The organism is Microbispora sp. CL1-1, from assembly GCF_012034195.1.
GTDB lineage: Bacteria > Actinomycetota > Actinomycetes > Streptosporangiales > Streptosporangiaceae > Microbispora.
The window spans coordinates 40,886-61,803 of the sequence record NZ_JAATEK010000021.1 but is presented as its reverse complement, the minus strand read 5'-3'; the positions used below and the strand labels follow the sequence as shown (position 1 = coordinate 61,803).

The 20,918-nt window shown below is 71.3% G+C and carries 28 protein-coding genes and 1 tRNA gene; 13 read left to right on the top strand and 16 right to left on the bottom strand.

The features are described 5' to 3' along the window. Window positions 1-19 precede the first annotated feature (19 nt). The 3 genes from HCK04_RS23590 to dnaN all read left to right on the top strand — a co-directional run bounded on the left by HCK04_RS23590 (window position 20) and on the right by dnaN (window position 3,317). Complete coding sequence (locus tag HCK04_RS23590; RefSeq protein WP_205830621.1) at window positions 20-1,519, top strand: histidine kinase; 1,500 nt, start codon at window positions 20-22, stop codon at window positions 1,517-1,519. Beyond that, window positions 1,510-2,157, top strand: coding sequence for a response regulator transcription factor (locus HCK04_RS23585; protein WP_142649556.1), 648 nt, complete (start codon window positions 1,510-1,512; stop codon window positions 2,155-2,157). The genes HCK04_RS23590 and HCK04_RS23585 overlap by 10 nt, the downstream gene beginning before the upstream one ends. 68 nt (window positions 2,158-2,225) lie before the next feature. Then, complete coding sequence (gene dnaN / locus HCK04_RS23580) at window positions 2,226-3,317, top strand: DNA polymerase III subunit beta (RefSeq protein ID WP_142649555.1); 1,092 nt, start codon at window positions 2,226-2,228, stop codon at window positions 3,315-3,317. A 24-nt stretch (window positions 3,318-3,341) separates the two neighbouring features. On the opposite strand, the gene HCK04_RS23575 is transcribed toward dnaN, so the two are convergent. The 6 genes from HCK04_RS23575 to upp all read right to left on the bottom strand — a co-directional run bounded on the left by HCK04_RS23575 (window position 3,342) and on the right by upp (window position 7,401). After that, window positions 3,342-4,031, bottom strand: coding sequence for a FadR/GntR family transcriptional regulator (locus HCK04_RS23575; RefSeq protein WP_142649554.1), 690 nt, complete (start codon window positions 4,029-4,031; stop codon window positions 3,342-3,344). A gap of 98 nt (window positions 4,032-4,129) precedes the next feature. Continuing rightward, window positions 4,130-5,452, bottom strand: coding sequence for a helix-turn-helix transcriptional regulator (locus tag HCK04_RS23570; RefSeq protein WP_142649553.1), 1,323 nt, complete (start codon window positions 5,450-5,452; stop codon window positions 4,130-4,132). 138 nt (window positions 5,453-5,590) lie between these two features. Continuing rightward, window positions 5,591-6,121 carry a PH domain-containing protein gene (locus tag HCK04_RS23565; protein WP_030508643.1) on the bottom strand — a complete coding sequence of 177 codons (531 nt, stop codon included), beginning with the start codon at window positions 6,119-6,121 and terminating at the stop codon, window positions 5,591-5,593. Then, complete coding sequence (locus HCK04_RS23560; RefSeq protein WP_168066201.1) at window positions 6,118-6,294, bottom strand: hypothetical protein; 177 nt, start codon at window positions 6,292-6,294, stop codon at window positions 6,118-6,120. The genes HCK04_RS23565 and HCK04_RS23560 overlap by 4 nt, the downstream gene beginning before the upstream one ends. A 75-nt stretch (window positions 6,295-6,369) precedes the next feature. Then, window positions 6,370-6,588, bottom strand: a complete 219-nt coding sequence (locus tag HCK04_RS23555) for a hypothetical protein (protein ID WP_142649552.1) — start codon at window positions 6,586-6,588, stop codon at window positions 6,370-6,372. Between the two features lie 174 nt (window positions 6,589-6,762). Beyond that, window positions 6,763-7,401: a uracil phosphoribosyltransferase gene (gene upp / locus HCK04_RS23550; RefSeq protein WP_142649551.1), complete on the bottom strand. Its 639-nt coding sequence runs from the start codon at window positions 7,399-7,401 to the stop codon at window positions 6,763-6,765. Window positions 7,402-7,539: 138 nt separating this feature from the next. Here upp and HCK04_RS23545 point away from each other — a divergent pair, with 138 nt between their 5' ends. The 5 genes from HCK04_RS23545 (at window position 7,540) to HCK04_RS23525 (ending at window position 10,538) form a co-directional block, all read left to right on the top strand. Further along, a complete protein-coding gene (locus HCK04_RS23545) occupies window positions 7,540-8,028 on the top strand; it encodes a tRNA adenosine deaminase-associated protein (RefSeq protein WP_142649550.1) in 489 nt (162 codons plus the stop codon). 15 nt (window positions 8,029-8,043) lie between these two features. Next, window positions 8,044-8,526, top strand: a complete 483-nt coding sequence (locus HCK04_RS23540; protein WP_142649549.1) for a tRNA adenosine deaminase-associated protein — start codon at window positions 8,044-8,046, stop codon at window positions 8,524-8,526. A gap of 32 nt (window positions 8,527-8,558) precedes the next feature. Beyond that, entirely contained in the window at window positions 8,559-9,014 is a 456-nt protein-coding gene (tadA, locus tag HCK04_RS23535) for a tRNA adenosine(34) deaminase TadA (protein ID WP_142649629.1), read from the top strand. A gap of 61 nt (window positions 9,015-9,075) precedes the next feature. Beyond that, window positions 9,076-9,163 (top strand) — tRNA-Ser (locus HCK04_RS23530). A gap of 112 nt (window positions 9,164-9,275) precedes the next feature. Continuing rightward, on the top strand, window positions 9,276-10,538 hold the full coding sequence (locus HCK04_RS23525; RefSeq protein ID WP_142649548.1) for a site-specific integrase: 1,263 nt from the start codon (window positions 9,276-9,278) through the stop codon (window positions 10,536-10,538). On the opposite strand, the gene HCK04_RS23520 is transcribed toward HCK04_RS23525, so the two are convergent. Then, on the bottom strand, window positions 10,535-11,281 hold the full coding sequence (locus tag HCK04_RS23520; RefSeq protein ID WP_142649547.1) for a GntR family transcriptional regulator: 747 nt from the start codon (window positions 11,279-11,281) through the stop codon (window positions 10,535-10,537). The two genes, HCK04_RS23525 and HCK04_RS23520, sit on opposite strands and share 4 nt — an antisense overlap. A 145-nt stretch (window positions 11,282-11,426) precedes the next feature. Between HCK04_RS23520 and HCK04_RS23515 the strand changes: the two genes are divergently transcribed. The 5 genes from HCK04_RS23515 (at window position 11,427) to HCK04_RS23495 (ending at window position 14,315) form a co-directional block, all read left to right on the top strand. Beyond that, window positions 11,427-11,810 (top strand): ATP-binding protein, encoded by a 384-nt coding sequence (locus HCK04_RS23515; RefSeq protein ID WP_142649546.1) that lies wholly within the window; start codon window positions 11,427-11,429, stop codon window positions 11,808-11,810. 67 nt (window positions 11,811-11,877) lie between these two features. Next, window positions 11,878-12,294, top strand: a complete 417-nt coding sequence (locus tag HCK04_RS23510; RefSeq protein ID WP_142649545.1) for a hypothetical protein — start codon at window positions 11,878-11,880, stop codon at window positions 12,292-12,294. 1 nt (window position 12,295) lies between these two features. After that, window positions 12,296-12,541 (top strand): hypothetical protein, encoded by a 246-nt coding sequence (locus HCK04_RS23505; RefSeq protein ID WP_185949021.1) that lies wholly within the window; start codon window positions 12,296-12,298, stop codon window positions 12,539-12,541. Next, window positions 12,541-12,723 (top strand): hypothetical protein, encoded by a 183-nt coding sequence (locus HCK04_RS23500; protein WP_142649544.1) that lies wholly within the window; start codon window positions 12,541-12,543, stop codon window positions 12,721-12,723. The genes HCK04_RS23505 and HCK04_RS23500 overlap by 1 nt, the downstream gene beginning before the upstream one ends. A 290-nt stretch (window positions 12,724-13,013) precedes the next feature. Further along, entirely contained in the window at window positions 13,014-14,315 is a 1,302-nt protein-coding gene (locus HCK04_RS23495) for a glycosyltransferase family 2 protein (protein WP_142649543.1), read from the top strand. A 265-nt stretch (window positions 14,316-14,580) separates the two neighbouring features. On the opposite strand, the gene HCK04_RS23490 is transcribed toward HCK04_RS23495, so the two are convergent. Genes HCK04_RS23490 through HCK04_RS23450 form a run of 9 tightly spaced genes read right to left on the bottom strand, consistent with a single transcriptional unit; the run spans window position 14,581 to window position 20,902 of the window. Then, window positions 14,581-14,775, bottom strand: coding sequence for a hypothetical protein (locus tag HCK04_RS23490; protein WP_142649542.1), 195 nt, complete (start codon window positions 14,773-14,775; stop codon window positions 14,581-14,583). Between the two features lie 34 nt (window positions 14,776-14,809). After that, a complete protein-coding gene (locus tag HCK04_RS23485; protein WP_142649541.1) occupies window positions 14,810-15,715 on the bottom strand; it encodes a CHAP domain-containing protein in 906 nt (301 codons plus the stop codon). After that, entirely contained in the window at window positions 15,712-16,035 is a 324-nt protein-coding gene (locus HCK04_RS23480; RefSeq protein WP_142649540.1) for a hypothetical protein, read from the bottom strand. Before HCK04_RS23480 ends, HCK04_RS23485 begins: the two co-directional genes overlap by 4 nt. A 39-nt stretch (window positions 16,036-16,074) precedes the next feature. Then, on the bottom strand, window positions 16,075-16,320 hold the full coding sequence (locus tag HCK04_RS23475; RefSeq protein WP_142649539.1) for a hypothetical protein: 246 nt from the start codon (window positions 16,318-16,320) through the stop codon (window positions 16,075-16,077). A 13-nt stretch (window positions 16,321-16,333) separates the two neighbouring features. Then, entirely contained in the window at window positions 16,334-16,669 is a 336-nt protein-coding gene (locus tag HCK04_RS23470; protein WP_142649538.1) for a hypothetical protein, read from the bottom strand. 2 nt (window positions 16,670-16,671) lie between these two features. Continuing rightward, window positions 16,672-18,237, bottom strand: coding sequence for a hypothetical protein (locus HCK04_RS23465; RefSeq protein WP_142649537.1), 1,566 nt, complete (start codon window positions 18,235-18,237; stop codon window positions 16,672-16,674). 28 nt (window positions 18,238-18,265) lie between these two features. Beyond that, the gene (locus HCK04_RS23460) at window positions 18,266-18,607 is read right to left on the bottom strand and encodes a hypothetical protein (RefSeq protein ID WP_142649536.1); all 342 of its coding nucleotides are present in this window, start codon (window positions 18,605-18,607) and stop codon (window positions 18,266-18,268) included. A gap of 34 nt (window positions 18,608-18,641) precedes the next feature. Continuing rightward, window positions 18,642-19,040, bottom strand: coding sequence for a hypothetical protein (locus tag HCK04_RS23455; RefSeq protein WP_142649535.1), 399 nt, complete (start codon window positions 19,038-19,040; stop codon window positions 18,642-18,644). Next, the gene (locus HCK04_RS23450; protein WP_142649534.1) at window positions 19,040-20,902 is read right to left on the bottom strand and encodes a hypothetical protein; all 1,863 of its coding nucleotides are present in this window, start codon (window positions 20,900-20,902) and stop codon (window positions 19,040-19,042) included. Before HCK04_RS23450 ends, HCK04_RS23455 begins: the two co-directional genes overlap by 1 nt. Between the last annotated feature and the right edge of the window lie 16 nt (window positions 20,903-20,918).

The following is a 20,918-nucleotide window of genomic DNA, read 5'->3' as shown; positions in this document are numbered from 1 at the left end:
CAGCGCCCAGACTGGACTCATGGCCGCACCTCGTTCGACCCTCACCGCCCTGGCCCGCAGCACCGCCCTCGCGGGCCTCTCCCTGCTGGGCCTGGCCGCCGGCCTGGCCATGCTGACCGCGGTGCTGCTCACCTTCCTGATCGGCCTGGTGATCGTCTTTCCCCCGGCCGTACGGCTCGCGCGGGCCGTGACCCGGCGGCAGCGCGTGCTGGCCGCCCGCTGGTCGGGCATCGCGATCGACGAGCCGTACCGGCCCGAGCCGCCCCCGCCGGTCCCGCAGGCCGACGGCTGGTATCGCGACGGCCGCACCCTCTACAGGAAGCCCACGATCCCGGCCTTCAACAAGCGGTGGAACTGGATGACCAAGGACCCCGCCACCTGGCGCGACCTCGCCTTCCTGCTCTCCGCGCCGGCGGCCGGCGGTTTCGTGGTCGCCGCACCGCTGCTCGCGGTCGCGTACGGCGTCGCGTGGGCGGCCGGAGGCAACGCGGCGATGGGCGTGGTCTGGATCCTGCTCGCGATGATCGCCGCGCCCTGGTACGCGCCGTGGGCCGTGCGCCTGCACGGCCAGTTCGCCGCAGCCCTGCTGGGGCCGACCGAGAAGGCCAGGCTGGCCCAGCGGGTCAGCCGCCTCGACGCCGCCCGCACCGAGGCGGTCGACTCCCAGGCCGCCGAGCTGCGCCGGATCGAGCGCGATCTGCACGACGGCGCCCAGGCCCGCCTGGTGGCGATCGGCATGACGATCGGCGCGGCCGAGCAACTGCTCGAAAGCGACCCGCAGGCCGCCCGGGCGCTGCTCGGCAAGGCGAGGGAGGCGTCGGCGACCGCGTTGCAGGAGATCCGGCGGCTGGTGCGCGGCATCCATCCCCCGGTGCTGGCCGAGCGCGGCCTCGGCGACGCCGTACGCGCCCTCGCCCTGGACAGCCCGCTGCGCGTCCACGTCACGGTCGACCTGCCCGAGCGCGCCTCCGCGCCGCTGGAGTCGGCGGCGTACTTCGCGGTCAGCGAGCTGCTGGCCAACGCCGCCCGGCACGGCGACGCGACCGAGGCGTGGGTGGACCTGAGCACGCAGGGCCCGGCGCTGCGCGTGACGGTGACCGACGACGGCCACGGCGGTGCGGATCCCGAGCGCGGCACCGGCCTGCGCGGCATCGAGCGCAGGCTCGGGGCCTTCGACGGCGTCCTCGCGGTGAACAGCCCCGTGGGCGGCCCGACCACGGCCGTCATCGAACTGCCCCGGGCGTTCCGGCAGCGGCCGGCGCCGACGACTCCGTGGCGCCTGCTCGGGCGCCTGTGCTGGGTGCTGTGGCCGATCCCGCTGTTCCCGCAGGGGCTGGTCGCGATGGTGTTCAAGCTGGTGGGATCGCCGGTGAAGTCGTGGTTCCTGGCCCTGCACGTGCCCGAGCCCTTCCAGTGGCCGGTCATCGTCGGCATGATTGCGCTCGGCGGCGGCCTGCTGGCCATCGCGCTGGCGTCGACGGTGCGGAACAGGGAAACGGAGAACGGCGCGTGCGTGTAGTGCTGGCCGAAGACCTCCATCTGCTGAGGGAGGGGCTGGTCGCGCTGCTGCGCGCACACGGCTTCGAGGTGGTCGCGGCGGTCGAGTCCGGCCCCGAGCTGCTCGCCGCCCTGGTCGGCGAGCGTCCCGACGTCGCCGTCGTGGACGTACGGCTCCCGCCGACCTTCACCGACGAGGGGCTGCAGGCCGCGCTGGCCGCGCGGCGGCAGGTGCCCGGCCTGCCGGTCCTCGTGCTCTCCCAGCACGTCGAGCAGCTGTACGCCAGGGAGCTGCTGGCCGACGGGTCCGGCGGCGTGGGCTACCTGCTGAAGGACCGGGTGTTCAACGGCGAGCAGTTCGTCGACGCCGTACGCCGGGTCGCGGGCGGCGGGACGGCCATGGACCCCGAGGTGATCGCCCGGCTCCTGGCGAGCAACGCGCGCAACGAACCGCTCGGCCGCCTCACTCCCCGGGAGCGCGAGGTGCTGGAACTCATGGCCGAGGGCAGATCGAACGCCGCGATCGCGCAGCGGCTGTTCCTCAGCGACAGCGCGGTGGGCAAGCACACCGCGAGCATCTTCACCAAGCTGGGCCTCGCGCCCTCCGACGACGACAACCGCCGGGTCCTGGCCGTGCTCGCCTTCCTCAACAGCAAGTAGCGCCGCCGGGATTGTCGGTGCTGCCCGCTACGTTTGGGAGCGAGCTGTGGCACAGGCAGGAGGTCGGGATGAAATTCCAGGTGAACCGCGACGTTCTGGCGGACGCGGTGGCGTGGGCGGCCCGGGTGCTGCCCGCCCGGCCCGCCGTGCCCGTCCTCGCGGGCCTGCTGCTTGAGGCGGGTGACGACCTGCGGGTGTCCGCCTTCGACTACGACGTGTCGGCCCGTGCCGACGTCGAGGCCGATGTCGCCGAGCCGGGGCGGGTGCTGATCCCCGGCAAGGTCCTCGCCGAGATCACCCGCAGCCTGCCCGCCCGGCCTGTCGAGATCGTCAGAAGCGGCTCGGAGGCGGTGCTCACCTGCGGCAGCACGGAGTTCGGCCTGATCACGATGCCCGACGAGGACTTCCCCGTGATCCCGCCGATGCCGCCGAAGGTCGGCGCCGTGGGCGGCGGCGCGTTCGCCACCGCGGTCAACCAGGTGGCCGCCGCCGCGAGCCGCGACGACACGCTGCCCATGCTGACCGGCATCCGCGTTGACATCGAGGGGCCGCGGGTGTCGATGGCCGCGACCGACCGCTACCGCATCGCCGCCGCCGAGTTCCTGTGGCATCCCGAGCGGCAGGACGCGCGGCACGGCGTGGTCGTGCCGGCGCGGGTGCTGGTCGAGGTGGCCCGATCGCTGCGGGGCGGCGAGGTGGCGATCGGCCTGGGCGACAACGTGGCGGGTTTCGAGAGCCAGGGACGCACGACGACCGTGCGGCTGCTGGACGACCAGTTCATCGACTACCGGTCCCGGCTGACCTCCGAGTGGACGAACCACGCCGACGTGGAGGTCGCGCCGTTCGTGGAGGCCGTCAAGCGCGTCGTGCTGGTCGCCGAGCGCAACGCCGCGGTCCGGCTGTCGTTCTCCCAGGGACAGGTGCTGATCCAGGCCGGGGGCGGCGACATCGGCAGGGGCGCGGAGGTCGTCGAGGCCGAGCTGGCGGGCCCGGACATCCAGATCGCCTTCCAGCCCCACTTCCTGCTCGACGGGCTGGCGGGGGTCGAGACCGGGCGGGCGCGCATCCACATGGACTCGCCGACCCGCCCCTCGCTGATCACCGACGAGGGCGAGGACCCCGGCTTCCGCTATCTCGTCATGTCCCTGCGGCTCGGCTGAGCACGCTCGCCGCCGGGCGGGGGCTCAGGAGGGGATGGCGGCGGAGTCGGTGAGGGCGATGAGGATGTGCTCCATGCAGGCGTGACCGGCCCGCTCGGCCGCGGTGGCGTCGCCGGCGACGATCGCGCGCACGATCGCGTCGTGGGGGATGTAGTTCTGCTCCAGGGAGCCGCCGGCCGCCGCGATGCTCGCCCGCAGCGCCGCGGAGAAGTCGATGTAGAGGTCGATCAGCACCCTGTTGTGCGTGGCCTCGACGACGGCCACGTGGAAGGCGAGGTCGGCCTCGACGAACGCGTCGGGGTCGCCGCCCGACCATGCCTTCTCGCGCTCGGCCAGCGCGGCCTCGATCGACGCGATGTCCTCGTCGGTCCGCCGGGTCGCGGCGAGCCGGGCCGCCTCGACCTCCAGGGCGCGCCGGACCTCCAGGATCTCCAGCTGCTCGGCCGCGCGCAGCCGCCTGGCCATCGCACCCGACAGCTCGCTGGTGGCCCGCACGTACGTGCCGTCGCCCTGGCGGCACTCCAGCAGCCCGGCGTGCGTCAGCGCGCGGACCGCCTCACGCACCGTGTTCCTGCCGACTCCGAGATGCTCGGCGAGCACCGTCTCGGTGGGAATCTTGGCATTCATCTGCCAGGAGCCGGAGGTGATCTGCTCCTTGAGCTGGTCGATCACCTGGTCCACGAGAGACGCCCGCTGCGCCGTCCGCAGGCTCACGTCAGCCTCCTTTGGGTTGCCAATCATCCGATGATGGAATGAGTGGTAGACCCTCATTATTCCAGAGCCTCCAGCACAAGTCCGGAGCCCCAGGGAGGCTATCGAGCGAGCACCGTCGTGGTCATGGAGCCCGGTATGTTCACGCGGATTCCGACCGCTTCCAGGGCTCTACGATATGCCCCTGTCTGCCGGTCGAGGGCACCGGCCTGGCCCCACAGGTCGCCGAGCATGCGCCAGGCCCGGGCGGTCTCCCGGTCGGGCGTCTCGCCGTCCAGCAGGTCGTGCGCGCGGTCCAGCGCGGCGGCCGGATCTTCGGACCGTGCCAAGGCGATCTCGGCCAGGATCATGTTCGCGGTCGCCGCGGTGGTCCCCTTGGCGCCGTCCAACAGATCCAGTGCCTGACCGGCGAGCTCGGCTGCGGATTCCGTGTCTCCGGTCCGGAACCGTACGAAACCCAGCACTACGAGGCTCCGTGCGTGATCCTGCCGTTCGGCCGGGAACCCCGCCAGAACGTCCGCCGCGGACTGCGCCAGAGCGTTGGCTCGGTCCAAATCGGCGCCTTCGGGATTCGCCGCGGTGATGCGAGCCCAGTGCATCGCGATGCGGGCGCGCCGCACGGCGATCCGCACCGGACGGCCCGCCGCGAGGGCGTCCTCGGCGAGCTGCACGGCCAGGGCCGAGTCCTCGCCCTCGGCCGCCGTGACGCTGGCCTGCCACAGCGCGAGGACCTCCGCGCTGCGGTCGGTCGCGTTCGCCGGGCCCGCGGCCGAGAGCACCCGCTCGACGTACGGCAGGCCGGTCTCGGTCTCCACCAGCGCCAGCGCCAGCTCCGTGGCCAGCTCGCCCTCGATCACGCCGATCCGGTCGATCTGGCCGAGCGCCTGGGCGCCGAGGTCGCGCGCCCGCAGCCGGTCGCCGGCCCGCTGGTAGCAGCGGCACAGCGCCACCGTCAGCGGCAGGTCGGCGAGGCGCTCGGGGTGCGCGGCGGCCTCGCGGCGCAGCCGCTCGTACGCCTCGACGGCCCGGCCGATGCGGCCCTGGGCCTCCAGCGCCCGCGCCACACCGAGGCGCGCGTGGGCGGCCAGCATGGCGTTGTCCTCACCCGCCGCCTTGACGATCTCCCCGAAGCGGTCGGCCGCCACGGTGGGATCGCCGTGATACAGCTCGAGCTCGGCATGTCGCAGGCCGAGCTCGGTGTCGATGCGCTGCCGAGGTTCGATCCCGTGGAGCAGGAACTCGGTGGTGCAACCGAGCCGCTCGGCGAGCAGCCGGGCGACGACGGGCGTAGGCGTCCGCTTTCCGGACTCAATGAGTGAGACGTAACTGTCCGACAGGTCGGGTCCGGCCAACTGGGCCTGTGACATGCGCCTGCTCAACCGCAATCCGCGGACGCGGTCGCCGATGGTTCCCTGACTCGGCATCTGATCTCTCAGGGCGGGGGAAGGGTCAATAGTGTCGCCATAATGGCACGAAGCGACCGAATCGTGTAACCCTCCGTCAAGAATCACGACGATGAAGGTTCGATCACGGTGTCGAGATATCGGACGGAGGGCCTTCGGTCAGTCGTCGTCCCCGTCCTTGCTGGGGAAGATCATCTGGCAGACCTCCAGGTACAAGGTCTCCGGATAGGGGATGTGGGGGACGGTGCGCAGGGCCTGATCCTGGCCGGCCGACTCCATCACGAACTCGCCGTAGCCGAGCATGCGGCCGAGGAGCGAGCGCTGGAAGCTCATGTCGGTGACCTTGCTCAGGGGCATCATCGCGACCTTGCGCGTGATGAGGCCCGTGGTGAGAAGCATGCGCTGGGAGGTGACGACGAAGTAGTCGACCGACCACTCCGCGACCTTCCAGACGAAACGAACCAGCAGCAGAAGCCAGGCCCACCAGACGAGGGCGAGGGCCTGGCTCGCGCCGTTGTCGCTCAGGAACTTGCTGAGGACTCCGGCGAGGATGAGGCCGCCGAAGATCTCGGCGATAGGGCGCAGGAGGACGGCGGGGTGGCGCCGGACCATGATGACTTGCTGTTCGTGGGGGAGGAGGTAACGGTTGACCGACGACGGGGCCGAGTCCCCGTGGGTCACAAGTCTCATGTCAGGGTTGCGAAGAACTGCGCCATCGAGTCGGCCGCGTTGATGATCCCGTTGAAGGCCCCATGGACCGTGTGAGCCGCGTCAATCGGTCTTGTGAGCAGGTAGAAGCCCGCCGACACGATGAGCGTCCACTTGATGACTTTCTTCGCCTGCACCGCCGTCACCACTCCCATGACCAATACATTACCCAGACGCCCCGTTTGGTAAAGCGGCTAATCGCCAACGGGTTTTCGTGATCGTGACGACGGTCAGCCCCGCTCCGCCGCGGCGGTCGCCAGGACCCGCAGATGCTTGCGGGCGATGCGCTCGACCAGCGCGGGATGCGCCTGTCCGGTGACCTCGATGGCGCCGTGGTGGGCCGCCTGAACACACCGGGTCACCGTCGCGGGAGGATGCACCTCCGCGAACTCGTCCCTGAGCAGGGCCTCGAGCTCTTCGTAGGGCTCGTCGGCCGGATGCTGGATCATCGCTCTCCCTGGTGGCGCGCCGCTCGCGAGAGCGCGAGGTGACGTCGTCATCACACTGAGTACCCTACCGGGCGCGTAGTGTAACCACAGGTGGGATGTGGACGGACCACGTGGAAAGGAAGGGAAATCAGACCCCCCGGGAATCACCCCGGAGGGAATCGGTGTGGCGGGAGGTCAGACGACGCCGTACAGACGGTCGCCGGCGTCGCCGAGGCCGGGCACGATGTAGCCGTTCTCGTTGAGCCGTTCGTCGAGGGCGGCCGTCACCACCCGGATCGGCCGGTCGCCGCCGCGGAACGCCTCGTCCAGGTAGGCGATGCCCTCGGGCGCGGCCAGCAGGCAGATCGCGGTGACGTCCCGCGCGCCGCGGTCGAACAGGAAGTTGATCGCCGCGGCCAGGGTGCCGCCCGTCGCGAGCATCGGGTCGAGCACGTAGCACTGCCGGCCGGACAGGTCCTCCGGCAGCCGCGTGGCGTAGGTCTGGGCCTTCAGCGTGGACTCGTCGCGGATCATGCCGAGGAAGCCCACCTCGGCGGTCGGCAGGAGCCGGGTCATCCCGTCGAGCATCCCCAGCCCCGCGCGCAGGATCGGCACCACGAGCGGCGCGGGGCGCGCCAGCCGTACGCCATGGGTGGTCGCGAGCGGTGTGTCGACCGTCACGTCGGTGACCCGGACGTCTCTGGTGGCCTCGTAGGCCAGCAGCGTGACCAGCTCGTCGGCCAGACGGCGGAACGTCGGCGAGTCGGTCCGCACGTCGCGGAGGGTGGTGAGCTTGTGTGCGACGAGCGGGTGGTCGACGACGAGGGTCTCCATGGGAACAGAAGTTACCGTCTCCTGGGCAAAGCCTCGACGCCGGCTGAGTCTTTGATCACGATTTGGAGCGAGCGCCATACGGTGCGACTCCGATTCTGCGACCATTGCCTGCGTGAAGACCGTGCGGTGGGGAAGACGATGACAGACGTGGACACTCTTGACTTCGCCATCGTTGTCTATCGCGAGGAGGACCACTGGGAAGCGGAGATGCTCCCGGTGGCGCTGACCTCCGACCTGGACGGCCTCATCCACGCCCTCCGCCAGACCCCCAGCATGGGAACCACGATTGGCATGGTCGCCGTAGGGGATGACTTCTTCGTGGCGTTACGGGTCTTCGGCGAGCAGGTGGACGTCTTCCTCTCGGACATCACGGCCGCCTGGGAGTGGCCGCTTGCGCAGCAGGTGCTCGAATACCTCGACGTGCCCGTCCCCGAGGAGGAGGAGCTCGACAGCGTCCTTCCCGCCGGGGACCTGTCCATCTTCGCCGACCTCGGGCTCGACGAGATGGAGCTGGGCGCGCTGTCCGGCGACCTCGATCTGCTGCCCGATGAGGTCCTGTCCAGCATCGCCGCGCGGCTGGGCTTCTCCCAGCCATTCGAACGCGCCGTCGACGCCGCCATCGGCTGACCTGGGGAGACGGCAATGCCCTCCAGATCCAACCTTTTCTCCGCCGGTTTCGCCCGCATCGACGGCCGCTGGGCCGGCGCCGAGGTCGATCTCGGCGAGGCCGAGATCGCCGACGACCTGAGCGACGCCCTGCAGGAGGCCCTCGGGCTCAGCGGCGAGGAGCTCGCGCTGCTGTGCGTGGAGGTCGAGGACGAGTGGTTCGCGATCATCCGTTATGAGGACGACCTCGACCCCCGCGTGTTCATCTCCGACGCGCACGCCGTGCAGAACGACCCCCTGGGCGAGATCTTCGCCGAGCTGGCCGGCGTCGTGGTCGACAAGGACGCGCCCGACCTCGGCATCCGCCCGGTCGGCGACCTGGAGCTGCTCGCCGACTTCTCGCTGAGCGCGGAGGAGCTCGTGGAGCTCAGCATGGAAGAGGGCGTGCTGCCCGCCGACATCCTCTCCCTCATCGCCGAACGGCTCGGCTTCGCCGACGAGCTCGACCGGCTGCGGTGACCGCCTCGCCGCCCGGCGCGTACGAGGCCGCCATGCGGCTGGCGCTCGCGGAGGCCGTACGGGCGGGCGGGCGCGGCGAGGTGCCGGTCGGCGCCGTCGTGCTGGGCCCGCAGCGGCCCGGCTCCGGGGAGCCGGGAGAGGTGCTCGCGGTGGCGGGCAACGACCGCGAGGCGAGCGCCGACCCCACGGCCCACGCCGAGGTGCTCGCCCTGCGCGCGGCCGCGGCGCGGACCGGCGACTGGCGGCTGACGGGCTGCACGCTCGTCGTGACCCTGGAACCCTGCACGATGTGCGCCGGAGCCGCCGTCCTCGCCCGGGTGGACCGCGTCGTGTACGGCGCGGTGGACGAGAAGGCCGGGGCCGCCGGATCGCTGTGGGACGTGCTGCGGGACCGCAGGCTCAACCACCGTCCCGAGGTGGTCATGGGCGTGCTCGCGGGCGAGTGCGCGGCCGTGCTGACCGAGTTCTTTTCGGACCGCCGCGCCTGATCCGGCGGGCGGAAGAAAACGGATGCACGCGCAGTGGTGTTCGTCCGGTAAGCTGCTGCGCGGTGGAGTCGCCTAGTGGCCGAGGGCGCACGCCTCGAAAGCGTGTGTAGGGCAACCTACCGTGGGTTCAAATCCCACCTCCACCGCCACCAAAAAGAGCCGCTGACCTGCGTGAACAGGTCAGCGGCTCTTTTGCTTTCCGCCCCTGGGGGCACCCACGGGGGCACGGTGGCGCGTCACCCCTCCTACCGAAGGAGCGACATGGCATCGATCGAAGAGCGCGTCAGCAGCAAGGGCGTCAAGAGCTGGCGCGTCGCCTGGCGTGAAGGCGGCACCCGCACCGGCGCCCGCGACTCCGAAACCTGCTACGACCGGCGCACGGCCAAGCGCTTCAAGGGCCTGGTCGAGGCGGCCGGCGACCGCCGCCCCGACGGCTACCCGAAGGGCTGCCACGGCATGGGCGCCCCCCAGGAGGCCGCGGCCGCCGCGCCGGCCCTGAAGATTCCAACGTTCACCGCGGTGTTCGAGGCCTACCTCGCCCAGCACACCAAGGCCGACGCCCGGCAGATCGCCGATTACCGCAGGTTGTACGTGAACCACATCCAGGGCGCGATCGTCACCCTGCCTGACGGGCGCCGGGTCGGCCCCCTCGGCGGGCTGACGATCGACCAGATCGACGAGGACGTGATCCAGGCGTGGGTCACCTGGATGGGCGGCCGAACGTACGCCTGGCGGGGCCAGAAGCGCCGTTACAGCCCCAAGACGATCCACAACATCCACGGGGCGGTGATCGCGCCCACGCTCGCCTACGCCGCCCGCAAGCACAAGGCGCACATGCCGTCCAACCCCTGCGTGGACGTTCGCCTGCCGCGCCTGCTCGGCCGCAGCGTGTCCTTGGACCAGGTGCCCACCGGCGAGGAGATCCAGACGTGGATCGCGATCGCCTACCAGGTGTCGGCCCTCGCCGGGGACATCGTCACCCTGGCCATGGGCACAGGCCTGCGGTGGGCGGAGATGACCGCGCTGCGGCCCTGTGACGTCGACCTGGAGCGGCGGCTCCTCACCGTGGCCGGGGCGATCAAGGAGGACGCGGCGACGCGGCGGCCGTACCGCGCCGTCTACGGCAAGAGCGACAAGGCGCTGCGGACCATCCGCATCCCCGCGAGCGTCGTGATGATGCTCACCCGGCGCCTGCGCGGCGTCGACCCCAAGTCGCGGGAGCTGATCTTCCGTGGTGCACGCGGCGGCATCCTCGCCTCTTCCAGCTGGTCGCAGACCCACTGGCAGAAGGTCGTGAAGCTGGCCGAGGAGCACGCGCTGGAGACCGCGGCGACCGCGCACAAGTTCCGCCACGCCCACGCCACCGAGCTGCTAGCCGCGAACGTGTCCCTGGACACCGTGTCCAAGCGGCTCGGCCACGCCAGCATCGCGGTGACGAGCGACATCTACGGCCACCTCACCCCGGAAGCCGACCAGCGCGCCGTCGACGTCGTCGACCAGGTGATGGGCGGCCGCTCGGCCTAGTCGACGTCGAGGACGTAGACGAACTCGACACGATCCCCCGGCGCGACGATGTCGGACGTCTCAACCGGCCGGTCGTCGGCGAAGTAGGTCCGCCGCAGGACGGTGACGATCGCGCCGGGGGAGACCCCGAGGTCCCGGGCCTCCTCCACCGTCGCGCCGCGCGAGTGCAGCCCTTCGCGGCGGCGCGTGATCTGCACGCCGATCACGGCCATGCGGTTCTTCACACCGCGGCCGGCATGCGGGCCGTCCTCCGGCAGCGCGATCGCCGTGCCCCGGGTCAGCTCGTACGGCTCGAAGGACACCGCGCGCTGCACCGGTAACCCGTCCGCGGTGTAGACGTACACGGTCCGCATGACCGGGTCGCCCTCGGCGATCGCCAGGCGCTGCGCGACGTCGGCCGAGGCGACGTCGGTGCGGGAATGCACCCGCCAGCCAGGCGCCTTGCCCTGCGCCTCCATGTCGCCGGCGAACGGGCTGCCGCCGCGCACCTCCCGATACCACGCCCGCGACAGCTGCACCCGCTCCGGCGGCGGCAGCACGAACGCGCCCGCGCCCGGCCGTGACTCGACCAGGCTCTCGGCCACGAGGATCTGCAGCACACGGGTGGCCACCGGCGGCGCGACCTTGTACTCGGCGGCGAGCTGGGCGCGGGACGGGATACGCGCGCCCACCGGGAACTCGCCGCCCTTGATCCTCCGGCGCAAGTCGTCGGCGATCTGGAGGTATCGGGCCTTGCTCTCCACGCTGCTCCTGCTCCCCGAGGGCGAATCCGTCCGTACAGCTTGACCGGCCACCCCTTCGTGAGACAAGCTGCATATTCAGGAGACGTTGATGTCAGTACGTCTCCGAAAGTCGTCAGTACAGGCTATGTGTCCGAGGACGGTGGTCGTGGACTACCCCATGGCGATGCCGCCAGTGCCCGCCGCGGCGACCGCCGCGCGGCTGCTGGCGCGTGACGTCGTCACCCGGGCCGTCGGACCAGCCGACGCCGAGGCGGCCGAGCTCGCCGTCAGCGAGATGGTCACCGCCGCCCTCGCCGGCGTCGATCACGCGCCCGACGGGCCGCCCGTGCGCCTGGCCTTCCAGGTGGACGGCGGCCGCGTGGCCGTAGAAGTCGGCGTCGACGTCGCCGGAGACGACCGCCTTGAGCAGGTGACCGGGTACGGCATGCAGCTGCTCAGCGTGGCCGCGCCGCGGATCGAGATGCGCGTCGACGAGTCGGGGGTCACGCGCCGGATCGAGATCGGGGAACCCGACAGCACCCAGACATGAAATCGGGCCCGCCGCTGCGTTTGCGCCGCCGCGACAGGCCCTTGATCAGGATGGAGGTCCTGACCCGATGAACCACCCTAGCGCCCCCGCCGCGGCGGCCGCGCCCATCCGATGGGCCGACGGCACCACCCGCCGCACCCGCGTCCGCCACGCCGCCACCCGGCCGCCACTGCCGCTCGGCTGCCGCTGGTGCGGGCACCCGCCGTACGCCCACCAGGCGTCCAGCCTCGCCCGCGACCCGCACCACCTGTACGAGCCGCCGACCGCCGCGCAGATGCGCCGCCGCGCCGACATCCGGCGCCGCCTCGGCCTCGCGTCGCGCTTCCCGGTGCCCGCCCCGGCGCGGTGCGTCCGGCCCGCCGTGGCGTCGATGCTGCCGATCGAGGCCGCGGCCGCCCGCGCCGTCCGGGCCGGGCACCCGGACGCCCCTCCGCCCGGCAGGCGGGAGCCGTACAGCGCACCGCTACTGAGGGGAGTGGCCTGACATGAGCGTGGACACCTACACCGACCTGGAGCACCGCCGCGCGTTCGAGCGCGACTTCCCCGAGTGGAGTGTGTGGCGAGCGACGGGCACCGCGGGGGAGCTGGGCGACTGGTATGCCTCCCGCCGGCGGAGGATCACCCCCAGACAGATGCGCGCCGGGCTGTGGGCGACCGTCCACGCCGCCTCACCGAAGGCTCTGCGGGAGCTACTCACCGAGCAGACCGAGATCGCGTCGCGGACGCAGTGATGACGGAGCGGCTGCCGGAGGAGCTGCCGGAGGACTGGACACCCCGCCGATGGCCAGACGGGACGCTGGAGACCCCCACGGAGGCGGCGGCGTTCATCCGGATGGCCAACGTGGTGCGCCGCCTGCAGGCCCGCGCCGCACCCGTCGAAGAGCCGCCCGCCTGCGCTCATTGGCCCGCGTAGCGCAGGCGGGTCGCCCTGCCGGGGCCGGTGTTGTCAGCTCCTCTCCGGCAGGGCTCTTAAGCGGCGGCCCCGCACGGGGGTGACGGGAAACACCCGGCGGGGCCGCCCACCACACAGCAACGACATCAGCGCGTCGTCAGACGCGCTTTTTTCTCCCCCTCCGAAGGACAAATCATGATTCACGCGGATTTCGCCCGCTCGGGCCTGTCGTGGACCCTCACCGCGGCCGCCGTCGTCGTCCTCGTCGTCCTGCTCGCCTACCGGGTGGCCACCAGAGGCCGGAGGTCGCGGTGAGGCGCCACCGCCGCGACACCGAGGCCGCGCGGATCGTCGCGGCCGGCGCCGTCGTCCTGGCGGCCGCGCTCGCCTGGATGCTGGGGTTCCGGGCGCTGCTGGGCGACCCGGGCCGTTGGCAGTCCATGGGCGTCTACCTGCTGACGTCGGGCGTGCTGATCGCGATTCTCGGCTCGACGGTCGCGCCCCGCCGGTTCACGCATCTGCCGGCCGCACGCGGCCGCGTGGTGGCGATCGTGCCGTCGTACAACGAGGTGCCGGAGGCGCTGCACGCCACGATCAAGGCACTGCTGGAGTCGTCGCGGCCGCCGGACCAGATCGTGGTCGTCGACGACGGCTCGACCGTGCCGGTACGGATGGCGTATCACCCTCGCGTTCGTTGGCTGCGGCAGCCGAACGGCGGCAAGCGGGAGGCGCAGGCGAGGATCCTGTACGAGCTGCGCTACTGGCGGGACAAGGGGCAACCGCGCGCCGACTTCATCCTCACCGTCGACTCCGACAGCGTGGTCGACCGGCACGCCGTACGACATCTCCTGCGCGCCATGTCGGACCCGAAGGTCCAGGCCGCGACCGGCCTGCCGATGCTCCGCAACCGTACGAAGAACCTCCTCACCAGGCTGCTCGACCTGGAGATGGTCTCGGCGTGTCTCACCCAGCGGGCCGCGCGCTCCCGGATGGGCGTCGTCGCCCCGTGCTCCGGCGCGCTCACGCTGTACCGGGCCGATCTCGTGCTCGACAACCTGGAGGACTACCTCTCGTCAGGCACGGTCGGCGACGACCGCCGCCTCACGCACTATGCACTCCGGTATGGCCAGACCGTCGCCGTCGACGAGGCGTGGGTCTACACCGACATGCCGGAGACGATCCGCACCGCCTACCGGCAGCGCACCAGGTGGTACAGGAGCTACTGGCTCTACGCCCTGTGGGAGGTCGCCAACCTCCGCACGCTGCCGGCCGCCTGGCGGATCTACGCCATGGTCATGTCGGTGCTCAACCCCATCGCGATCCTGTGGCTGATCATCGGCACGCCGCTCACGGGCCAGCCGATCCCATGGGAGGGCATCGTCTACTGGCTCGGCCTGACGTACATCATCGGCTCGCGGTACGCGTTCCGCCGGCCGGGCGTGCGCCCGGGCGCGCGGATAGCGACGTGGCTGCTCGGCACGCCGTTCCTGCTGCTCCTGCAGTACGGCGTGATCCGCCCGGCCATGTGGCACGCCGCGCTCACCGCGACTCGTACGGGCTGGGTGACGCGCGGGCCCGCGATGGACGAACCGGCGCTGGCCATGGTCGCGTGAAAGCAGAGCAGCCGAGAGGCCGGTCCGGGCGCTGCATCGAGCTTTCCCCCTGTCGAGGTACGCCCGGGGTTGAGAGCGCACCATCCCCCCGGGTTCGCGTGGATACCGGACCGGCAGAGGTGAGTTTACCCAGCAACGGCATGTCAGGGCAGGAGCTTGAGCACGACGAAAGCGCCCCCGCCCCTGTGAAGGGGACGGGGGCGCTCACTCCCGAGGCGTGACCTTACGGTACGCCTGGCTTGGCCGTACGGCCAGACCGCTACCGCTACCGCTGGCGCTGCTCGGACTGTGCCGCGTTCGGGACGACGTACGTGATGCCGAGCGCGCCGAGCACGGCCAGCGCGATCGTGACGCCCTCGCCGGTGGTCACGACGTTGTCGCCCATCGCGGTGTAGAGCGCCGCGAGGCCGGCGGACGCGCCGGAGACGATCGCCTTGGCGATCCTGCCTACCTTGAACATTGCCCCTCCTTGGGGATGGCCCGCCGTGGCGGGGTTAGCCCTCGGCCGGTTCGACCGGGGCGGGGGTGTCGTCGACGTCGCTCTCGTTCTCGGGGTCGGGCTCGTCGACGTCGTCCTGCAGCTCGACGTCGTGCGCGGCCAGCGCGGCCTCCACCCGCGCGCCGATCCGCTCCACCAACTCGTCGACGAGCAGTTCGTCGCCCTGGCCGAGCGCGGCGGCCAGGGTGGTGATGGTCGCCCCCTGGGCGGCGATGGTCTTCTCCAGCTTGCGGACCCTGGCGTTGGTGTCCTTGCCGTACGCCCAGGTCTGCCGCAGCCCGGCCTTCGGGTCGAGCTGCTGGCCGATGGTGAAAATGCCCTGCTGGCCAGCCCAGTGGGCGTCGGTCACCTTGTGCGTCAGGCTCGCCATGACGGCCTTGGCGACCTTCTTGGCGTCCGCGTCGGTGAGCGGCATGTCGTCCTCCTCGTGGTACATCGTGTAGCCGAACCCGTAGATGCGGGAGCTGGACCTGGGGATCCTCTTGCGATAGACGCCGTCCCCGTTGAAATAGCGGCCCTCCAGCGACCCGCTGGTGTTGCCGCCAATGGTGACGATCTCCGTCGCGGTGACCTGCTCGACCCACTCCACGTGCGTGCCGCCCTGCGGCCCGTAGTAGACCAGCGCCCCGGCCCGGGGCGTCTTCCCCCACCGGCCCCGCTTCTTGAACCAGGCCACGCCGTCCACGCAGCTGACCGTCCAAGGGAAGTCCTCGCCCGGCCTGAGCCCGGCGCGCTTGAGGCAGACAGACACGAACGAGTGGCACCAGGGGTAGCCGTAACCGCCGGCGGGGTAGCCCGGCAGTTTGCCGTACTCCCGGTTGAAGATCGTGTCGTTGGTGCCCTTCTCGCGGTAGCCGATGTGCTTGACCAGCTCCCGGCGGGCGGCTTCGACCGTGCTCATCCCTGACCTCCGTTCAGGCGCTCCTCAACGCGGGTCACCCGGGCCTGGATGTCCGCGACGTTCGTGGACAGGCCGTTGGAGACGATCTTCCGTACGCTGGCGACCTCGCCCTCCAGCGCAGCGAGCCGGGCAGGGAACCCGGGGCGGGCCTCCACGCCCGGCCTCGCCGGTTCGCCGTTCCAGTCGTCGAGGAAGTTCTGCACTCGCCGGATCGTCCGCAACATCCACCTGCTCGCTTTCCCAATGACGCCGAGCAGGCCGAGGCCGCCGGCGATGACGCCCGCTATCACGAACACGTCGACGGCGGGGATGCCCGTCACGTGACCCCCTTCGCGTTTGGCCCGCCGCGGCGGGCATGGTCATGCCGAGAGCGTGACCCGCCCGGCCGGTGTCACGACGTCGCCGACCCGCAGCCACACCGCCACCTGTCGGCCGGACGAGGCGGGCGGTCGGATCTTCGCGACGCGCTCCCTGCCGACGTAGTCCAGGAACGCCGGCCGCCAGTCCTCCTCGGCCGGGCGCTGGGCGACGGCGATGTGCACCGTGGCGAGGTCGTGCCCGGAGTACGGCACGACGAGCCAGCCGTCGCGGATCTCTGTACGCATGAGCGCCCCCCTTTCAGAGGACGGTGATGACGTCGATCTTGCGGATGATGTCCTCGGTCGCGGTCTGGACGAGGACGAACCGCTGCCAGTCGCCGGGGTCGAGCACCAGGTCGCCGTTGCGCGGCCCGATCAGCGACAGGGCCTCGACGAGGCCGGCCTGCGCGAGCGGATCCGGGTCCGGTGCGGTGCCGTCGACGAGCTGCACCGTGGTGAAGTCCTCGACTTCGGGGATCACGTTCGGGTCGAGGCTGTGGTAGACGCCCACCGTGGTGATGTCCGCGACGGTGCCCCGGGTGATCGTGATCGTGTTCGCCAGCCACTCGGTGCCGGTGTGGAACATCTCGGCCACGCTCATGCTCCTCTGCTGATCCGGGTTGGCCCGATCGTGGTGCTCGTGCGGGTGCCGCCCACCTCGGCCGAGCGCCGGGTGGGGCCGATGGTCACGCGCTCGCGCACCCGGGTCGGGCCCACGGTGGCCAGCCCACGCACCCTCGTGGGGCCGATCTCGACGGTGATGTCGACGACTAGGCGGGCCCCCGTAGCGCGGACGGACACTTCGGCGGCCGACCCGCCCGCGAAGGTGGGGAACCCAGCCCCGGTTGCCGTCGCGCCGACGGCCGCCGGCGAGCCGCCGACGACGGCCACAGCGCCGTCTCCGGCCGCGGTCACCGCCACCACGGCGATGGAGCCGCCGCCGACGTCGCCTTGCGTGCCGCCGCCGGTCGCGGTCACGCCGATGCTGACCTCGGATCCTCCGGCGAACCCTGGGCCACCCGCCCCCTCGGCGGCGATCGCCACCCCGGCCGCCGCGCCGCTCTCAACAGCGGGAACGCCCGCGCCGTCGGTGGCCACCACCGCGGCGGTCTCCGAGCCGCCCGCGATGCTGGGAAGGCCGTCACCGGTCGCGGCCGCGGTGACCGTGGTCTCGGCGCCGGACGCCGGGCCGGGAGCCCCCGCACCCTCGGCGGCCACCGTGACACTCGTTTCGGAGCCGTCGCCGGTGCCTTCGGTGAGGCCGCCGCCGGTCGCATCGACGACCACAGCCGCCTCGGATCCGCCGGAGAACCCAGCCGCACCGCCCGCCGTGGCGTCGACGTCGACGCCGGTCTCGCCCCCGCCGGAGAATCCGGGGCCGCCGTCCCCGGTGGCGGTGGTGGCCACCGTGGCGGTCTCGCCTCCGGCGGTGGCCACCGACCCGGCACCATCAGCGGCGGCGGTGACCGTGGCGTCCTGGCCTGCGGCCAGTGCTGGTGTGCCGGCCCCGGTGGCGGCGGTGGTGATCGAGGCCTGCGCCCCGCCCCGGCCGCCTGGGACACCGCCCGCCGACGCCGCGGCGCTGACGGTGGCCGCCGCACCACCCTGATAGGCGGGGGAGCCCGCTCCGGTGGCGGCCGCCGTGACACTGACGGCTTGGCCGCCGCTGGTAGCGGGTTTCCCGGCGCCGGTCGGGGTGGCGGTGACGGTGGCGGCCGAGCCTCCGGAATGGGACTCTCCGGCGCCGCCGGTGGTGACGACCGTGATGTCGTCGATCCACACGGTGTCCGAGCCGGCGCTGTCGCCGGTGTCCTTCTTGTACTCGAACTTGACGGAGGTGGCCCCGGCCACGTTGATGGCCGCCGACTGCGTCCAGGCGACCTCGCCGGACGCCTTGATCGTCTCGATGCCGCTGGTGCCGACGTAGAAGCGGAAGATGTCGAAGTCTTTCTCCGACGACACCCGATACCAGAACTGGATCGTCTGCGCGCCTGCGGGCAGCGTCAGGGTGGCCGTGGTCGTCTGGTTATCGGTGATCGTGGCCGCCTTCAGACTCCACGATCCGGTGTGTGCGGTGGTATTGGACCGGGCCCAGGTGCCGCCGCTGTAGGAGAAGGTGAAGTTGAGGGTTGCGTCCTCGAAGTCCTCGGTGATCGTCGCCATGCGGCGTCCCCGATCCCGTCAGTGGCGCCTACGCGGCGGTGTGGTTGATGGCTGTGCTCGCGGCGAGCAGCGTGTAGGTCCCGGCCGACGAGAAGGCCTGCGAGGTGAGGTCGGCGCCGCCGTAGTTCGTGCCCGACGTCGACGCGCTGTAGCCGCGCCACCCGGCGACCGTCGCCCCCGACGGGATGTCGAAGGTGAGGTCGGCGTTCGGGCGGATCGTGCCGCTGGACGCCGTCGTCCAGGTGACGGCCTTGCGGGCGTACGAGCCGCCCGTGATTTCCGTGCCGGAGCCGTCGACGAGCCCGATGTGCGTGATCTTGCTCGCCCCGGCGTCGGCGATCGCGTTCAGATAGGCGGTGGTCATGGCCATGGTGGTCCTCCAAGTACGTCGTGAGCTGGTTCGGTTACCGCATGAGGCCGGCGGACCGCATGGCGTTCATGAGGTCTCTGAGGGTGTCGTGCATCGCGGCGCAGTCCGCGCGCAGCTGCGTGTACGCGCTCCCGGACGCGTAGTCGCCCGTCTGCGACGACGGCGAGCCGAAGTTCGGGGGATTCGAGACGTTCGCGATCGGGATGCTCAAGGTCTCGCCGGAGCTGTTCTTCGCGCCGAGCTTGCCGCTGTTGCCGAACAGGCGGACACCGGAGCCGGGAGAGTCCGGGGAGGCATCCGGCAGGTCGAAATACTCCGACGCCTTGTTGACCTTGATGGGGGGGATACCACGGGCGATGGTCTTGAGCCGCTCGACCGTGTCCTGCAGGTCCTTGACGATCCGCTGCTGCTCGGCGGGGAACTTGTCCACCATCAGACGTGCGCCTCCTCAAGGATCAGCTGCGCCTCTTCCCGGCCGGTCGTCCGGGACACGGGGGTGATACCGACGCCGATCAGCCGCTGCGACTGGTCGAACCCCGCGGCCGCGTTGATCCGCGGATGCCACTGGTTGACCATGACCCGGCGCACGTAATCGCCCAAGCTCGACGGCGAGAGCGTTGGCCTGGCACCGAGGGCGACGGTGCAGGAGTAGACGCGGACGGCGCCGCCCAGGGCGGCGATCCACCGCTCCGCGTAGTAGTCCAGTTCCGGTTTCCACGTGGACTCGCCCGGGTGATCCACGACCTGGCCGAATCGGGGCCAGCCGGCCGTCATGTGCGAGGACGCCGATTCCCAGTCGGAGGTGACGGGGGTGCTGCCCTCCGAGGCGTCCTCCACCTCCGGGGTGCCGCCGCGGACCATGACCCGGGTGCCGCCGCGCAGGGCGTCGATCTCCTCCGACCAGTCGAGGATGTCGCCGCCGTGCGGCGAGTCCATGAAGACGTGCTCACGGTCGCCTTCGATGGTGGGGGCGCCCCACTCCCAGCGGCGTTCGATGCCGCCGTGCTGCCCCACGGCGGGCGTGATGACCCACTCGAACGATGGGAAGGTCTGAGAGTAGCCGCGCAGCGCGGTGCCGTAGGTGGTGGCGTCCTGTGCCTTCACCTGGAGGTTGCGGGGGTCTCCGGCGGTTCCGCCCGCGAGGGTGAGGCCGATGTTCGCCCCGGACAGGTTCATCATGTTGTTGAGCAGGGACCGGGCGCACGAGATCTGGTCGCCCTCGTATTCGAGGTCCTGCTCGACGGGGACGTGGTCGAGGTACGCCTCCAGCGTGCTGCCGCGGAGCTGGATGGTGATGCTGCCGCGGCGGGACCGCTGAATCACCGCACCGGTGATCCAGTATTCGCCCCACAGGTCTCCCGCGCGCCAGACGTGGACGGCGATGCGGCCGGGGCCGCTCGTCAGGTCCGAGGCGTAGCGGGGGATGATCTCGCCGACCAGGGCGGCGACCCTCCGGTTGGGAATCGGCAGCGTGGCCGAGAAAGCGCCGGCCTCGCCGATCCGCCGATCAAAGCTCACATCTTGCGGGTAGATGTCGCCGCGGTACGCCCCGGTCAAAAGATCATGCACGGTGTACCTGTAGAGGCCGGACCCCCGGGCCGGGGAGAAGTCCGGGAAGCTCGGCGGGGTGGGTGTCGACTCGGACGTGGTCGCGCTCGGCACGATGATCGTGAACCCGTGCATGGCCGTTGCGGACCGGTTGATCCGGAACCGCACCTGGCCGACGGAGGCGGACGTGACGAGCGTCTTCGACTCGACCACCATCGACAGGGCGCCGGTGACCTGCTGCGTCGACCGCACCTGGTAGCCGGACGCTGTCGGCCAGGACACCGACCCGTCGGGATCCCACGCCACGGCGACCCGGATGTCCACGCCCGACCCCGATGGCGGGAACGCGCTCGGTGTGGTCACCTCGTCGAGCTCGAACTCCGGCGGCAGTCCGGTGTCGCCGTCGTCCCGGACGATGATCTGATCGCGGTGCCCGCCCTTGATGGACAGCATCACCACGGTGCCGGCCCCGGTGCCCTGCTGCACCGTGTACGAGCCAGGCTCGGACGAGCCGACCGTCTTGCGGTAGATCTTCGTGCCGCCGCCGTCCCCGAAGAGCCGGTCGTCTCCGCGGGAGCCGACCGTCTGCCAGCCGCTGCCCTGAATCTTCATGCTGGACAGGTCGCCGGACGCCGCCGAGTGGATGCACAGCAGCACGTCGCCGGACGACGACGACGGGCGGGACACGCTGATGCTGGACGCGGACGCGACCGGTTTCCCTGTGGCGTCCCGGATGCTGGCGACCACGCGCGATCACCCCCCG

Coding starts and splice junctions, on each gene's coding strand:
- HCK04_RS23590 (WP_205830621.1), top strand. CDS start 20: ATGGCCGCACCTCGTTCGACCCTCACCGCCCTGGCCCGCAGCACCGCC.
- dnaN (WP_142649555.1), top strand. CDS start 2,226: ATGAAATTCCAGGTGAACCGCGACGTTCTGGCGGACGCGGTGGCGTGG.
- HCK04_RS23570 (WP_142649553.1), bottom strand. CDS start 5,452: ATGCCGAGTCAGGGAACCATCGGCGACCGCGTCCGCGGATTGCGGTTG.
- HCK04_RS23565 (WP_030508643.1), bottom strand. CDS start 6,121: ATGAGACTTGTGACCCACGGGGACTCGGCCCCGTCGTCGGTCAACCGT.
- HCK04_RS23560 (WP_168066201.1), bottom strand. CDS start 6,294: ATGGGAGTGGTGACGGCGGTGCAGGCGAAGAAAGTCATCAAGTGGACG.
- HCK04_RS23555 (WP_142649552.1), bottom strand. CDS start 6,588: ATGATCCAGCATCCGGCCGACGAGCCCTACGAAGAGCTCGAGGCCCTG.
- upp (WP_142649551.1), bottom strand. CDS start 7,401: ATGGAGACCCTCGTCGTCGACCACCCGCTCGTCGCACACAAGCTCACC.
- HCK04_RS23545 (WP_142649550.1), top strand. CDS start 7,540: ATGACAGACGTGGACACTCTTGACTTCGCCATCGTTGTCTATCGCGAG.
- HCK04_RS23540 (WP_142649549.1), top strand. CDS start 8,044: ATGCCCTCCAGATCCAACCTTTTCTCCGCCGGTTTCGCCCGCATCGAC.
- tadA (WP_142649629.1), top strand. CDS start 8,559: ATGCGGCTGGCGCTCGCGGAGGCCGTACGGGCGGGCGGGCGCGGCGAG.
- HCK04_RS23525 (WP_142649548.1), top strand. CDS start 9,276: ATGGCATCGATCGAAGAGCGCGTCAGCAGCAAGGGCGTCAAGAGCTGG.
- HCK04_RS23510 (WP_142649545.1), top strand. CDS start 11,878: ATGAACCACCCTAGCGCCCCCGCCGCGGCGGCCGCGCCCATCCGATGG.
- HCK04_RS23505 (WP_185949021.1), top strand. CDS start 12,296: ATGAGCGTGGACACCTACACCGACCTGGAGCACCGCCGCGCGTTCGAG.
- HCK04_RS23500 (WP_142649544.1), top strand. CDS start 12,541: ATGACGGAGCGGCTGCCGGAGGAGCTGCCGGAGGACTGGACACCCCGC.
- HCK04_RS23490 (WP_142649542.1), bottom strand. CDS start 14,775: ATGTTCAAGGTAGGCAGGATCGCCAAGGCGATCGTCTCCGGCGCGTCC.
- HCK04_RS23485 (WP_142649541.1), bottom strand. CDS start 15,715: ATGAGCACGGTCGAAGCCGCCCGCCGGGAGCTGGTCAAGCACATCGGC.
- HCK04_RS23475 (WP_142649539.1), bottom strand. CDS start 16,320: ATGCGTACAGAGATCCGCGACGGCTGGCTCGTCGTGCCGTACTCCGGG.
- HCK04_RS23465 (WP_142649537.1), bottom strand. CDS start 18,237: ATGGCGACGATCACCGAGGACTTCGAGGACGCAACCCTCAACTTCACC.
- HCK04_RS23460 (WP_142649536.1), bottom strand. CDS start 18,607: ATGGCCATGACCACCGCCTATCTGAACGCGATCGCCGACGCCGGGGCG.
- HCK04_RS23455 (WP_142649535.1), bottom strand. CDS start 19,040: ATGGTGGACAAGTTCCCCGCCGAGCAGCAGCGGATCGTCAAGGACCTG.